General features: G+C 60.3%; 10 protein-coding genes. 5 read left to right on the top strand and 5 right to left on the bottom strand.

The features are described 5' to 3' along the window. Positions 1-58: 58 nt before the first annotated feature. From glcC to PI86_RS16830, 5 genes are all read left to right on the top strand, one after another. Positions 59-829 (top strand): transcriptional regulator GlcC, encoded by a 771-nt coding sequence (glcC, locus tag PI86_RS03250; protein ID WP_039318653.1) that lies wholly within the window; start codon positions 59-61, stop codon positions 827-829. 786 nt (positions 830-1,615) lie between these two features. Then, on the top strand, positions 1,616-4,516 hold the full coding sequence (locus tag PI86_RS03245; protein WP_052319350.1) for a type VI secretion system Vgr family protein: 2,901 nt from the start codon (positions 1,616-1,618) through the stop codon (positions 4,514-4,516). Positions 4,517-4,559: 43 nt separating this feature from the next. Next, positions 4,560-6,101: an N-acetylmuramidase domain-containing protein gene (locus PI86_RS03240; protein ID WP_235362675.1), complete on the top strand. Its 1,542-nt coding sequence runs from the start codon at positions 4,560-4,562 to the stop codon at positions 6,099-6,101. Continuing rightward, a complete protein-coding gene (locus PI86_RS16835; RefSeq protein WP_152608034.1) occupies positions 6,085-6,759 on the top strand; it encodes a hypothetical protein in 675 nt (224 codons plus the stop codon). The genes PI86_RS03240 and PI86_RS16835 overlap by 17 nt, the downstream gene beginning before the upstream one ends. 254 nt (positions 6,760-7,013) lie before the next feature. Further along, on the top strand, positions 7,014-7,691 hold the full coding sequence (locus PI86_RS16830) for a hypothetical protein (protein WP_152608033.1): 678 nt from the start codon (positions 7,014-7,016) through the stop codon (positions 7,689-7,691). A 323-nt stretch (positions 7,692-8,014) separates the two neighbouring features. Here PI86_RS16830 and PI86_RS03235 read toward each other — a convergent pair whose 3' ends face one another. The 5 genes from PI86_RS03235 to PI86_RS03215 form a co-directional block, all read right to left on the bottom strand. Beyond that, positions 8,015-8,866 carry a carbohydrate ABC transporter permease gene (locus PI86_RS03235; RefSeq protein WP_039318652.1) on the bottom strand — a complete coding sequence of 284 codons (852 nt, stop codon included), beginning with the start codon at positions 8,864-8,866 and terminating at the stop codon, positions 8,015-8,017. 26 nt (positions 8,867-8,892) lie between these two features. After that, on the bottom strand, positions 8,893-9,879 hold the full coding sequence (locus PI86_RS03230) for a carbohydrate ABC transporter permease (RefSeq protein WP_039318651.1): 987 nt from the start codon (positions 9,877-9,879) through the stop codon (positions 8,893-8,895). A gap of 54 nt (positions 9,880-9,933) precedes the next feature. Next, a complete protein-coding gene (locus PI86_RS03225; protein WP_039318650.1) occupies positions 9,934-11,193 on the bottom strand; it encodes an ABC transporter substrate-binding protein in 1,260 nt (419 codons plus the stop codon). A 76-nt stretch (positions 11,194-11,269) separates the two neighbouring features. Beyond that, entirely contained in the window at positions 11,270-13,270 is a 2,001-nt protein-coding gene (locus PI86_RS03220) for a beta-galactosidase (RefSeq protein WP_039318649.1), read from the bottom strand. 9 nt (positions 13,271-13,279) lie between these two features. After that, positions 13,280-14,428 carry an ABC transporter ATP-binding protein gene (locus tag PI86_RS03215; protein ID WP_039318648.1) on the bottom strand — a complete coding sequence of 383 codons (1,149 nt, stop codon included), beginning with the start codon at positions 14,426-14,428 and terminating at the stop codon, positions 13,280-13,282. Positions 14,429-14,567 lie beyond the last annotated feature (139 nt).

Here is a 14,567-nt window from a genome sequence, read left to right as displayed (position 1 = left end):
ATCAACACAAGGGTTTGTGAGAAAATCGGCGATCATCGTCCGAAGTGGTCATACCAGTATGGAAATGCGGGATCGACAAGCGCCGGCGCGCAACGTCGCCGATGTCGTCGCCGAGCGGATCGAGCAACTGATCGTCGACGGCGTGCTGAAGGCCGGGCAGGCGCTGCCGTCCGAGCGGCGGCTGACCGAGAAGCTCGGCGTGTCGCGCACGGCCGTGCGTGAAGGAATGAAGCTGCTGCGCGCGCGCGGAATCATCGAGACGACGCACGGCAAGGGTTCGTTCGTCGCGAGCCTGACCCCGCAACGCGAAGTCTCGCCGATGATGCATCTGCTCGGCTCGCAGCCGCGCACGCTGTACGACCTGTTCGAGGTGCGCGGGATGCTCGAGACCGAAGCCGCGCGGCTCGCCGCGCTGCGCGGGACGCCCGCCGACTTCATCCTGATCAAGCGCCGCTACGAGGAAATGACGGCGGCCGACGCGCTGGATCTCGACCCGGCCGCGCGCGCGAAGCTCGACCATGCGTTCCATCTCGCGATCTGCGAGGCGTCGCACAATCCGGTGCTCGTCAATACGCTGCGGTCGCTGACCGATCTGCTGCTCAGTTCCGTGTTCGCGTCGGTGAACAACCTCTATCACCGTGAGCCGTTGAAGAAGCAGATCGACCGCCAGCACGCGCGGCTCTACAACGCGGTGACCGGGCGGCTGCCCGACCAGGCGCGCAAGGCGGCGAGCGAGCATATCCGGCAGTGCGTCGAGTATCTGCGCGAGATCGAAGAGGAGGAGCAGCGGCTCGTGCGCTCGACGTTGCGGCTTGAAGGGTGGACTTGAGAAAGCACCGGTGCGTTCGTACGATGACGTCAATCAAACGAAGTGCGTTGACGATGCGGTTTGATCGACTATTACATCATAATATGACGTATATGGTGCGCGGCACGCCAGCCGGTGCCCGGTAAAATGCCGCGCCCGCAGGCGCCAGGCGGAGAAAGCAAGCGCAAGCCGGCGGCACCGCACGCGAAGCCGGCCGGTAACGGACCGGACTACACGATCGGCAGTCCGTTCAGCGTGACAAGGCCGCGCAGCAGACCTGCGGGCAAGCCGGCTGGGGGCAGGCAGGCCGGCGGGCAAATCGGGTAGCCGTGACAAAGCGTCCAAGTAGCATGGCGGATCCTCTGGGGCCCCCTTCAAAGCCTACGTGCAGGTGGATGTCGGTCTAGGCACCCGACTGTCCACGCCTGCCGGTACGATCATCGGTGCGACGATGGATGTCTGCCAATGTGCGTTAGCAGAAAGCGTGGCATATATATCGTTTTGCCACATTCTGTGAAATTTAAAGGTTGCCATCCAATTTCCGTGTAGGAAGGGAACGGCTGCTAATTTGAGATACTCCCGGCCCGGAAACGGGGTTGTTGCGCTAATCTTTCGAAAATATTTGAGATTATGAATTGAGCGCACGGGGATCTCCATTTTCAGAGATAAACCATTTTCAAGTACTTGGTCACATATATAGCTCCGCTCAATCCTGAATAGAATCGAGCGAGCGACTCATCGTCGCAATGGCCGACCGTCACCCGCGTCGCTTCCTTGGCGGTTGAACCTGAGAGACAAGGAAAGGAAATGGTTTTTCCACCCGTCGATCCCGCAAGATTGCGGGCGGCTACGCTTTACGAGTCGATACATCGGGGCTTGATGCAGCACGAGCGACTGCTTATGTTCCGCTCCCCGCTGGGGGCGCAAACGCTCATTCCAGTGCGCGCAAAGGGATGGTCCAGAGTCGGGCGAGGCTATCGCTGGGTGGTCGACGTCGTTTCGTTACGTGACGATATCGATAACCTGGAACTCGAGCATCAGCCTGTCACGCTGTTTATTCAGCAAACCTCCAAGCCATTTGTTGAATCAGTCTATCGCCCGATTCACGGTTTCGTTCACAAATTCCACACGCTCGGGCAAGACGGAAATCTGACCGTCTACCAGATTGAGTTCGAGTCGGCGCTTTTCTTTCTCGGCAAGGCGAGCAAGAACGATCATTGGTTCAATAAAAGCGCACGGGAAATTCTCTCTGAGTTGCTGGGAGCCTACCCGCAGCTTGCCGGGCGAGTACGTTTCGTCCTGTGGGACGAGCCACGTGCGCGATCGTACACGCGGCAGAGCGAAACAGATCTGAACTTTTTCCATAGAATTCTCGAAGACGAAGGATGGTACTTTTATTTCGAGCATGCGCCAGTCCAGTATGAAGACGATCCACGCGTGTCAACACTCGTCATAGTCGATCGGCTTTCTGCCTTGCCTGATGCGAAACCGATCGAATTTTTCAACGATGCAATTAGCGACGAGGTAGATGGCTTCACGCAATGGGCGGTGACTCAGACTGCACAAAGTCTTGCCTACGCGACAACCTCCTTCAATTACAAGAATCCGCAACGGAATTATTCGGTGCGCAGTGACTTGGGTGATAGCGCAAGCACCTATGTGACCGAAGAGCGACGTCAGCAGGTGAGGCGCAGCGTTCCGTATGCGCCCATGATTATTCGTGAAGCCCTGTCGTATGCCTACCCGAACTCGGACGAGGGGCGACGACGTGCATCCAATAGAACCCAGGCTTGGACTTCCGCCGCCCGGCGATACATTGGTCTCGGCGGTGTGCGATGGCTCGACGCCGGATCGCGTTTCACGCTCGAGCATCACACGCGGCATATGACGTTCGATTCGAACCTTCGGGAGTTCATGGTCGTCGAGGTTGAGTGGCTCATTGAGAACAATGTGCCGCTATCTAATCACGCTGCGACCTATCCACTGAGTTTGCAGAGCGCATTGTCCGACTTGCGCCAGGACTATGGCACGCAGTTTAGCTCGCGAGCCAATCCCATCGATGGCCTGGGCGGCATCTACTTGGTCAAAGTAGATGCGCAGCGGACCAACATCGAGTATCGCAGTCCATTCGAGCATGGAAAGCCGCTGATGTATGCCGAGCACGCGCTCGTGAATGGCCCGGATAATGAGGAAGCATGGGCCGACGAGCGCAATCGCATTTACGTGATCTACCCGTGGGACGAGCGCGACGGAAGGAACCGGACGCAAACGTCACCGCCACTGCTGGTGATGCAGGCCGACACCGGATATGGCTATGGTGGCGTTCATGTGCCGCGCAAAGACGAATGGGTCCTCGTCGACTACTTCCAGGGTGATTGTGACCGGCCGTATGTGCTCGGGCGCCTGCCATCCCAAACGACACCCCCACAATGGCATACCAACGTGCTCCTCTCGGGCCTCATGTCGAATGGCTTCGGTAAGAGTGGTGCTTACAACGCGTTCGTACACGACGATGCGACACATCAAGGGGCTACACGACTGACCACCTACACGGGCAGGGTCGGGAACAGCTACAGCCTGTACCACCAAGGGGTTCTGATTGACCATGCGGGCAATAACAACGCGCGGGGCCGATACCTCGGAAAAGGGGCTTTGCTGCATACGGATGATTATCTCGGTATGCGGGCGAATCGTGGTGCATATATCGGAACGCACGCGAAGGCGCACAACGATGATCAGCTTGACGTCAAGGAAGCGCAGGGTCAATTGATTAGCGCCGAAAGCCTCGTTGAGGCGCTGTCGAACGTAGGCGTGCAGCACCACGCGGACAGCTTGAAAGAGAGCCACGCTTCGCTCAAGCAGTTCACGGACGCCACCCAGCAGCCGGAGACGCTGGAAGCCGGCGGCGGTCGTACTGCAGGCGGCGGGACTGGCAGTGCGAACGCGTTCAAGAAGGCGATTCTGCTACTCGCTAGCCCGTTCGGCATCGGCACGTCTACGCAAGACTCGCTGCACATGACGGCAGATCGCCATATCAATGTGGTCAGCGGCCTGAACACGCATATCGGATCAGCAGGAGCATTTATCGTAAATGCCGCCAAAGCCATTGGGATGTTCTCGCAGACGGCGATCAGGCTGTTCACCAAGGGACCCGTGCAGATCCAGTCGCATGACGCGGATGTCGAGGTGATCGCTAAAGCAGTCCTCAAACTGCTGGCACAAGGCGACGTCGAGATCGCAGCGGGTGGAAAGCTGGTGCTCACCGCGGGCGGCGCATCAATCACCCTTGAAGGCGGCAATATCCGCGGGCATGCACCCGGGACCGTCGAGTTCAAGGGAGCGCAGCATGCGTTTAGTGGGCCGAGCAGTATGCGCTATTCCATCCCGCCGCTGCCTGTCAGCACGTTGCAGCAAAACCTGAACCATGAATATACGCAGACTTTCGACGTATCTTCGGTCATCGCGAATCTTGGTGTCGGGGAAGCGCTGCAAGCGCAGACATATCGCATCTATTTGCCGGACGGAACACTTCAGCAGCAGGGCGGGCTACTCGACGGCGAAACGGCAGCCGTTCACACACCTACACCAATGAACGTGAAGTGTGAGATCGGTGGCGGCGACTGGCTAGCGATTGAAGATGCTTACGACCATGACGAAGCAGTCGACGACGCGAGCGAAGACCCGGTCGACGAGCAGCAGGAAACTTGACCGATTCAACTTCTGATATCCGCGAAATCGATAGGGAGAGCAAGTGTCGAACGCACAATCCGCCGACGCACCGGCACCGAAGGCTCAACCAGCTGCATTCGTGGTGGTAACCGTGCTTTTTCGCGACGTGTTGAAAAAGCCTATCGAAGGCCTGGCCGTCCAATTGACGTCTGGCAAAAACGCACGGCCGGCCCCAGCGTGGGAAACCGGCCCCGATCCAACGATCATCCAAGAGGATTCGGCAACACAGAGCAATGCGTCAGCTGCGACACCCGTTTACGGTGCCGCGGCCTTACCTGAAGCGGTATCGAGCTCGGCGGCGGCGCCTGCAAAAACACCACCGAATAGCAAAGCCGAATCGACCGCGCGCTCGTCGCCCATTTTGGACAACAAGACGGAGGCGACCACCGACAAGGATGGCTTTGCGGTGACGATCACGAATGCGGCTCGCAACCAACCGATAGATGTGTTCGTCAAGAATCGTCGTGGGGAATTTGCCTGGAAAGCCCAAATTGTCCCCAAGAAGGATATCAGCGCGTTCACCATCGTCAGTCCCGAATATCACTTGGAGTCCACTACACAACTCACCCCAAAGGACGAGTTTGAGCAGAATCTAAATCTTCCGGTTGTGAAAGAGGGCGAAGTTATGACGATCGAGAGATTGGTCAAGGAATTTGGTCAATACATTGCATGGACGCAAAAAGTAACCGAGCAAGGCCGGGTAAAAAAAGATTTTTCCAAGAAAAACAAGGAAGTCACTGTCGATCAAAAAACACACAAGAAGAAAACCAGGATTACAATTGAACACCACTATAAGGTGGTGAACACGGGTGAGCCGCGCACCGTAGCATTCAGCATTTTTGGTTCGAGGCTGAGTTACCCAAAGCCAGAGTTTTTTTCGGATATGCAGTATCAGCGCATGGCTAGCGAACTTAATGTAGAAGTCGCCGCCATTAAGGCGCTGGTTCAACAGGAATCTCAAGGCCATCCATTTCTGGAAAATGGACTTCCTCCCATACTGTATGAACGACGGCACTTCTTTGATCTATCCGTAAAGAAGCGCGACAAGGAGGCAGAGGAGAAGGAAAGGGGGGCGGAAAAGGAAGCGGCAGAATCGAAGAGCGCAAAAGCGACTGGCGCTGCCAAGAAGAAAGTGCATTCGTCCAAAAGAAAGGATTTCCCCGAAAATCCTTATCCAAAATTCCCCGATCTCTGCTTCCCAAACGGAGATCAATATGGCGGAAACGGCCTGAATCAATATGAAAAGCTGATTCGTGCTGCGGCTCTTGATTTTGATATCGCCATACAATCATGCTCTTGGGGAGGTTTTCAAATTCTGGGAGAGTACTATTCATCGTGTGGGTGTTCGACGCCGGCAGAGTTTGCCAATAAATTTATATCTGGAACGGATGGGCAGATGGAAATATTTATTGCCTTTATGAAAAAAGAGAAGCGTGCTGGTGTTGACGGATTGAGAGGGCACAAATGGGAGCAGGTTGCGACTTCATACAATGGTAGGCGCTGGCGCACGAAGAATCCTCACTACGCTGAAAATCTCAAAAAATTCTATGAGCAGTTCAAGTAAATTCATTGTGCCTTTATTCTTTGCGTCGATTTCGCGTTTGTCCTTTGCTGGTGAGGCGATTCTGTTCAATGATCCAAGTTTAATCGGATTTCGCAACGGGAGGGCTATATCGGGTTTTTATGATTCTGGGAATGAAAAATTTTCTTGCAGCTTCTTGTTTGTAGAGAACGGTGATAGGCCAAGTAGTGTGAGTGTTGAGGGTTATGTTGATACGCCGTTACTTACTTTCGTTTTGGGTGAGTTATCCCCGGAGTTTCGGAATAGGAATAAAGCATTCGACATCAAAGGGATTTTGTATCGACGCGACAGTGAGTGGGTTATACAGACTGAGATTGGTCAGGCTGGGTGTGAAAATGCAACAGGAGTATTCGCGTTTGGACCAAAAGACTTTAGATCGGTCACCTATCATGTAATTCGAGAGTTTCCGGCCATCGGAATTCGTATTGTGAAGGGTGAAGCGGTTTTTTATGACAATCGCGACGGAAAATTTATGGCACGAAAATCCTATCTTGTAGAGGGGGATGGTGTGATCGTAATGAAAAATCAAGGTGATTTTTCATACATTCGTTACGTAGGTGCTGGGCCGAAGTTCAAGGGGCGCGTTACTTTTGGGTGGGTGCGTACAAGGGATTTGGTGGATCCCTTTCCTAAAAAATAAGATATTAATAATTATTTATCGAGGTATCAGGCTCTGCGTTGATCGATGCTGCTTGATAAACGGGGTGGTCGCGATTTTACGCACTAGGGCGCGAGCGGCATTGTCGGGTCGGGCGGGGCCGAGAATGCCGCTGCGACGTATCGGGTTGATCAAAATGCCGGAAAAATCGTTCGGGCTTTGATCCGGAAAACATGGGCGAATCAGGACGCCGTTCTATCAAGTCTCAACTGGTCAGGATAATATTGTGAAATTTTATGGATCTTTTGGGTAAGAGGCTGTTGTTTGCAGCGGCGTTGACAATGTCTGGCTCGGTATTTGCCGGGAGTGCTGTTCTATTTCGGCAGCCATACTTGATTGCGTTTGTGAATTCCAATCGTGTAACCGGGATTTACTCAAGAATTGGTGAAAATGGATCTTGCTATTTCTTGTTTTATGGGGTGTTTGATGAAAAATATCCTGACAAAGCGGATTACTCTGCCTTCAGGATCAACACCTTTCTTAGTGGAGATGGATCTCTCGATTTTGAAGATCGGGACAAAAATTACGACATCGATGGCTATTTATATAAAAAATATGAGGGGTGGGTTCTTGGAACAGTGAGCCCGCAGGCCGGTTGCAGCAGCGTGCAAGGCATCTTCTCTGCGGACCCGCCAGATATATCGGCAAAAGAATTTTTCACGTCAAGTGAAATTCCAGCGCTTGGTATTCGTTTGGTCACGAAGAAATCCAACTTGCACGATATAAAAGGCGGTAAATTCATAGTCAAAAATTCTTACCTCATAAGTGGCGATGCCGTCGTTGTTCTAAAAGTGCGTGGTGAGTTCTCATATGTCCGCTACGTCAATACAGGGCCGAAATTTGATGGTCGTATCACGTTTGGCTGGTTGCGCTCAAAGGATTTGGTTGATCCCTTTCCCCGGGGAGCGCAATGAAATCGACGCCGAAGGCCGTTTATTGAATGTCTTGTGTGGTGCACAGTAGGCGGATTCGAAACATAGTCTTGCGGTTGATCTGGGGGGCCAGTTACAAGGTCGTGGATTGCAACCGATGGCTTAGGGCGTTGTGGTTGAGCGCTTATCCGACGCGGTAGGCTTGCACATTGTGATTGTTGAATTTGGTCTATGGCGAAAGTTTGCATCGCGGCGTCAAGCGACATCCATCCAACCTCGAAAAAATAAAAAAAGCCCGCCGAAACGGGCAATCCTCTCGATGAAGAGGGGGAGATGCGAATCCGCGATCGGCGGTCAGGGCGAGTTCAACCTTTCGTCGCCCCAAACGTGAGCCCCGCGACGAAATGCTTCTGCATCGCGAAGAACATCGCGACCGACGGCAACGCTGCGAGAATCGACCCGGCCGAAACAAGGTTCCAGGACGTCGTCCATTGCCCCTTCAGCGCCGCCACACCCGCGGTAATCGGCGCGGCCTCGTCACCTTGCGTGAGACACAGCGCCCAGAAGTAATCGTTCCACACGAACGTAAACACGAGAATCGCGAGCGCGGCCAGCGCCGGCCGGATCAACGGCAACACGATCCGCCAGAACACCGTCCACTCTCCCGCGCCTTCGATCCGCGCCGCCTCGATCAGCTCGAACGGCAACTGCTTGATGAAATTGCGCAGAAACAGCGTACAGAACCCCGTCTGAAACGCGACGTGAAAGAGAATCAACGCCTCGACCGTATTGAACACGCCGAGCCTGAGCGACAAGTCGCGAACCGGAATCATCAGCACCTGCACCGGCACGAAATTCCCCGCGACGAACGTCCCGAACAGCGCGGCATTCCCGCGAAACCGGTAAGTCGCCAGCGCGAATCCGGCCATCGCCGCGAGCGCGATCGACCCGAGCACCGACGGCACCGTGATCTGCACGCTGTTCCAGAAGTAATGCAGCATCGGCGACGTGGTCAGCGCGTCGCGATAGTTCTCGATCATCGAGAAGTGCCGCGGCCAGCCCCAGTAGTGACCTTCGACCAGCTCCTCGGTCGAGCGCACCGACGTGACGAACACCGCGATCATCGGCAGCAGCCAGATCACGAGCGCGACGGGCAGCGACAGCTTGTACAGCCGGCGCGATACCGGCTTCCAGTGGGCAACGGGTGTCGGAAACATGATGGATGGTTCCCCTGAAGGTCAGGTCACTGCTCGTTGCGCAACATGCGGCGCAACTGGAACACGATGTAGACGAGCATGATCGCGAACAGCACGACCGCGATCGACGCGGAATAGCCGAGCCGGTAATACTTGATCGCCTGGTCGTACATGTAATACGCGAGCACGGTCGAGCTCTCGAACGGGCCGCCGCCCGTCATCACCGAAATCAGGTCGAAGCTGCGCAGCGCGCCGATCACCGTGACGACGATCGCCATGAACGTGGTCGGCCGCAATTGCGGCAGCACGACGTGCCACAGCAGCGCGAAGCCGCGCGCGCCTTCCATCCGTGCCGCTTCGATCTGCTCCGGGTTCACCGACGTGAGGCCGGTCAGGTACAGGATCATGCAGTACGCGGTCTGCGGCCACAGCGCGGCGAACACGATGCCGAAGGTCGCATAGCGCGCATCGCCGAGCACCGGGATCCCGTGCCCGGCGATCAGTGCGAGCAGCCCGAAGGTCGGATCGTAGAACCACGAGAAGATCAGGCCGACGACCACGCCCGACAGCACGAACGGCGCGAAGAACAGCGACTTCACGAGCCGGATGCCGGCGACCGCCTGGTTCAGGTACAGCGCGAGCGCGAGGCCGAGCGGCGGCGCGAGCATGAACAGCGCGAGCCAGATCACGTTGTTGCGCAGCGCGGTGTAGAACGTCGGCGCTTGCAACAGCTCGGCGTAGTTCGCGAGACCGACGAACGTGCGCTCGGTCATCCCGTCCCAGTTGCAGAGGCTCAGCCACAGCGTCGACAGGATCGGCCAGATCACATAGACGGCAACCATTGCGCACGCGGGCGCGAGAAAGAGCCACGCGGCGCGCCGTTGTCGCCGCACGGCCGGCGACGGCCGGCGCGCGCGCAGCGCGACAGGCGAGCTGCGGGCCGGCGGCGCGGCGGCGGGCGGTGCGGTCGGGGTAGCCGGGGCGGCCGGGGCAGCCGCCGTTGCGACGGGTCTGGACGTGATCGGACTGGACACGGCAAGCCTCCTGGGCGGATGCGGCGGCATTCGGCCGCCGCAGGGGTCACGCGGTTACTTCTTGTAGATCCGCTTGCGGGTCTGTTCGAGTTGCGCGAGCACGGTGTCGAGCTGCGCGGGATTCGCGACGAACTGCTGCATCCCTTTCATCCCTTCGTCGGCCATTTCCTTCGTCATGTCGCGGTCGTAGAACTGCGCGACGCCGCCCCGGGTGTCGGCGAGGATCCGGAAGCCGATGCGTGAGATCGGATCGGCCGGCTCCGGCGACTTGCCGTTGGCCGACAGCGAACCGAGCCCTTCGGCGAGCTTCGCGCCCATCTCGGGCGTTTCGACGAACGCGAGGAAGGTATGCGCGTCGGCCTTGTTCTTCGCCTTGGTCGGGATGTGCAGCGATTCGACCGGGCCGTCCTCGGCGGTCGGCACCTTCGGGTCGATGACGGGGAAGCGGTAATAGCCCATTTCCTGCTTCACGTTCGGCGGAAAGCCCGCGGCGATGAAGGTGCCCATCAGCATCATCGCGGCCTTGCCCTGGAACAGGAACGGCTGCGCGCCGTCGAGATCGTAGGACAGCGCGTTGTCGATGAAGTAGCCCGAGTCGATCAGCGATTTCCACGTCGTGTAGACCTTCTTCACGCGCGGATCGGTGTACGGCACGTCGCCGGCCATCAGCTGCTGGTGGAACGCGTTGCCGTTCAGGCGCAGGTCGAGATAGTCGAACCAGCCGGCGAGCGTCCACGCGTCGCGGCCGCCGATCGCGATCGGCGTGATGCCGGCCGCCTTCAGCTTCCTGCATGCATCGAGAAACTGGTCCCAGGTCTTCGGCTCGTCGGCGATGCCGACCTTGCCGAACAGGTCCTTGCGGTAGAACAGCCCCCACGAGTAATAGACGGTCGGCGCAGCATACTGCTTGCCGTTATAGGACGACGCGCTGCGCGTCGACGCGTACATCGCGTCCCAGCCGTTCTTCTTCCAGTCGCCGCTCAGGTCCTCGAACAGCCCGCGCCTCGCGTAGTACGCCATGCGCTCGCCCGCGTGCCAGTTCACGACGTCGGGCGCGACGGTCGTGAGCCATGCGGGGAGCTGCACCTTGTACGCTTCCTCGTCGACGAAGGTGGGCTTCACGTCGATGTCGGGATGGGCCTTGTGGAACGCTTCGATCGTCGACTGCCAGACCGCGCGCTGGCTGGCGCCCTTGAACGCGATGTTGATCGTCAGCGTGCCCGCGTCGGCCGGCGCCGCGGCGCCGAACGAAGCGAACGCGATGGCGGCGGCGGTCGCAAGCCGGGCGGCGACGCGATGGGGGCGATGTGTCATGGGTGTCTCCATTCCTGTCTGTCGTTGTGCGTGACCGGCGCGTCGCGGCGCCGGGGGCGGTTGTTACGAACGGCTGCTACGAACGACTTCGATACACGGCGACGCCTTGCGGCTCGACCTGCGCGGCGCCGACCACGAACGCGGACGGCGGCACCGCATCGATCGTGTGCGGCGTGCTGCCGTAGTTGAATACGTAGGTCAGGCCGCCGCGCCGGCTCACGCGCACGCCGTCGCCGAGCGGCGACGGTGTCAGGCCGGCTTCGGCCGCGACGTCGGCGAACAGGCGCGCGGTGGTCGCGTCGTCGAACAGCGCGGCCCAGTAGTGCAGCGTGCCGTGCGACACACACGCCGGATGACCGTCGGCGAAGCGCGCGCGCACGACGCTGCGCGCGTCGTCGTCGCGCAGTTCGATGAGGTCGCGCCAGTGACGCGCGTCGCCGGTGAGCGGCGCGCCGTCGCGCAGCGTGCCGTCGATCCGCTCGGTCACGTTCGGCCGCAGCGATTCGACGCGCCACACGCGCACCGGCAGGATCGACGCGAGCGGGCCGGGCGGCAGCGTCGGCGGAATCCGCAGGTCGGCGGTCTTCGAGCCGGTGCGCGGGCCGAACACCGCATGCGCACCGGAGGCGGCGAGCCGTGCCGCGAAGTCGTCCGGCACGACCGGCAGCGGCGGCACGACCACGAGCCGGTAGCCGTCGAGCGGCGCGTGCGCGGAAACGATGTCGACGTCGAGGCCGAGCGAACGCAGCGCCGAGTAGTACTCGAACGCGAAGCGCGGGTAGTGGAAATCGGCGCCTTGCGGCTGCACTTCGAACAGCCACTTCGCTTCGTAGTCGAACACCAGCGCGACGGGCACACGCACCGCGCCGTTCGCGTCGGCATCGGCATCGGCACCTGCGTCGAGCACGGCGGCGATCTCCTGCGCGACGCGCTGCGCTTCGCGGCCGCCTTCGTCGAGCCGGTCGTCGGGCGTGTGCAGGCCCGCATGCATCTGCTCCTGCGCGAACGGCGCCTGCCGCCAGCGGAAGTACGACACGCAGCCGGCGCCGTGCGCGAACGCTTCCCAGCTCCACAGCCGCACCATGCCCGGCAGCGGCGCGGGGTTCCACTGTGCCCAGTTCACGGGGCCCGGCTGCTGCTCCATCACCCAGAACGGCAGCTTCGACATGCCGCGATAGAGGTCGTGATTGAACGACGCGAAATCCGGATGGCCGGTGCGCAGCCAGCGCGCCTTCACGTCGGGCGCGAACCATTGCTCCTCGAGCGCGCCGAGCGGATAGCTGTCCCAGGTCGCGACGTCGAGGTCGCGCGCCACTTCGTAATGATCGAACTCGGTGAAGAGCTGCATGAAGTTGTGCGCGACGGGGCGGCCCGGCGAATGCGCGCGGATCACGTCGACCTGCATCCGGTGATAGCGCGCGACTTCATCCGACGCGAAGCGCCGGTAGTCGAGGCGGTGCGACGGATGCGCTTCGGTCACGGTGCCGACCGGCGCATCGACTTCGTCGAAATGCCGGTATTCCATGCTCCAGAATACGGTGCCCCACGCGCGGTTCAGCGCGTCGATCGTGCCGTAGCGCGCCTGCAGCCATGCGCGAAAACGCACGAGCGCGGCGGGCGAGTAGCTGACGACCGTCTGGTGGCAGCCGAGCTCGTTGTCGGTCTGCCAGTAGCGCACGGCCGGGTGGCGGCCGTAGCGTTCGGCGACCGCGGTGCAGATGCGGCGCGACGCTTCCAGATAGGTCGGCGACGAGAAGTCGTAGTGGCGGCGCGAGCCGAACTTGCGCGGCCGGCCGTCCGCGCCGATCGCGAGGATGTCGGGGTGACGGTCGACGAGCCATTTCGGCGGTGTCGCGGTCGGCGTGCACATCACGATCTCGAGGCCGGCCGTGCCGAGCACGTCGATCGCGCGGTCGAGCCAGCCCCAGTCGTATTCGCCCGGCGACGGCTCGATGCGGCTCCACGCGAATTCGGCGATCCGCACCTGCGCGATGCCGAGGGCCTTCATCCGGCGGGCATCGTCGGCCCACATCGATTCCGGCCAGTGTTCCGGGTAGTAACAGACTCCGAGGCGCATGCCCGATCCTTATGCGTAGTGGTGGACGGGAAGGTCGGCGCACGCGGGCACCGCGCGGCCGTCTTCGGTGAAGAGGTGGCAGGCGGCGGCCGGCGCATGCGCGTGCACGCGTTCGCCGCGGCGCAGCGGGGCGTCGCCGGGCACCTTTGCGATCAGCGGCGTGCCGCCGGGCTGGTCGAGGTGCACGTAGGTCTGCTCGCCGAGGCGTTCGACGAGCGCGACGTCGCGCGCGAGCGTCGTCGCGTCGTGCGCGGCGCCGAGCGTCAGGTGTTCGGGGCGGATGCCGAGCGTGACGGCCGCGCCGACCGCGAGCGCGGAACCGTCGCGCGGCAGCGTGAAGGTTTCGCCGGAGAGCACGACGGTGACGATCGTGCGCCGCGCGTCGCAGGCGGTGACGACGGCCGGCAGGAAGTTCATCCGCGGCGAGCCGATGAAGCCGGCGACGAAGCGGCTCGCCGGATGGTGATAGAGGTCGAGCGGCGCGCCGACCTGCGCGATGCTGCCGTGCCGCGCGGTGTCCGCGCCGGCGTGCAGCAGCACGATCTTGTCGGCGAGCGTCATCGCTTCGGTCTGGTCGTGCGTCACGTAGACGACGCTCGCGCGCTCGAACTGCCGGTGCAGCTTCGCGATCTCGATGCGGGTCTGACCGCGCAGCGCCGCGTCGAGGTTCGACAGCGGCTCGTCGAACAGGAACACGCCGGGCTCGCGCACGATCGCGCGGCCGATCGCGACGCGCTGCCGCTGGCCGCCGGACAGCGCCTTCGGCTTGCGCTTGAGCAGCGTGTCGAGCTGCAGGATCCGCGCGGCGTCGCGCACCTTCCGGTCGATCTCGGCCTTCGGCACGCGCGCGAGCTTCAGCCCGAACGCCATGTTCTCGTAGACCGTCATGTGCGGAAACAGCGCGTAGCTCTGGAACACCATCGCGACGCCGCGCTCGGCGGCCGGCACGTCGTCGACGCGGCGGCCGTCGATCGACAGCTCGCCGTCGCTCAGGTCCTCGAGGCCCGCGATCATCCGCAGCAGGGTCGACTTGCCGCAGCCGGACGGGCCGAGGAACACGCAGAACTCGTGCGCGCCGATTTCCAGATCGACGTCGCGAATGACCGGCGCGTGCTCGCCATAGGCTTTCTGCACGCGTCGCATCGAGATGCTCGCCATTGTCTCCGCTCCATGTTCTAATGCGCCTTCGTCGATGCTTAAGCGCTTAAGCAACGCGATCAAAAAAAGAGCCGATCGCGATCGCGGCCGAGTCGCGCCCGTCGGTCGGGCGGCAGGGTGTGCGGCGATAGTGCGCCGC

This window comes from Burkholderia sp. A9, from assembly GCF_000801975.1.
The sequence above is the reverse complement of the archived record's forward strand: the minus strand, read 5'-3'. Positions and strand labels throughout refer to the sequence as shown.

Excerpts from the sequence above, each read along its gene's own strand:
- glcC (WP_039318653.1), top strand. The coding sequence starts at position 59 with ATGGAAATGCGGGATCGACAAGCGCCGGCGCGCAACGTCGCCGATGTC.
- PI86_RS03245 (WP_052319350.1), top strand. The coding sequence starts at position 1,616 with ATGGTTTTTCCACCCGTCGATCCCGCAAGATTGCGGGCGGCTACGCTT.
- PI86_RS16835 (WP_152608034.1), top strand. The coding sequence starts at position 6,085 with ATGAGCAGTTCAAGTAAATTCATTGTGCCTTTATTCTTTGCGTCGATT.
- PI86_RS16830 (WP_152608033.1), top strand. The coding sequence starts at position 7,014 with ATGGATCTTTTGGGTAAGAGGCTGTTGTTTGCAGCGGCGTTGACAATG.
- PI86_RS03235 (WP_039318652.1), bottom strand. The coding sequence starts at position 8,866 with ATGTTTCCGACACCCGTTGCCCACTGGAAGCCGGTATCGCGCCGGCTG.
- PI86_RS03225 (WP_039318650.1), bottom strand. The coding sequence starts at position 11,193 with ATGACACATCGCCCCCATCGCGTCGCCGCCCGGCTTGCGACCGCCGCC.
- PI86_RS03220 (WP_039318649.1), bottom strand. The coding sequence starts at position 13,270 with ATGCGCCTCGGAGTCTGTTACTACCCGGAACACTGGCCGGAATCGATG.
- PI86_RS03215 (WP_039318648.1), bottom strand. The coding sequence starts at position 14,428 with ATGGCGAGCATCTCGATGCGACGCGTGCAGAAAGCCTATGGCGAGCAC.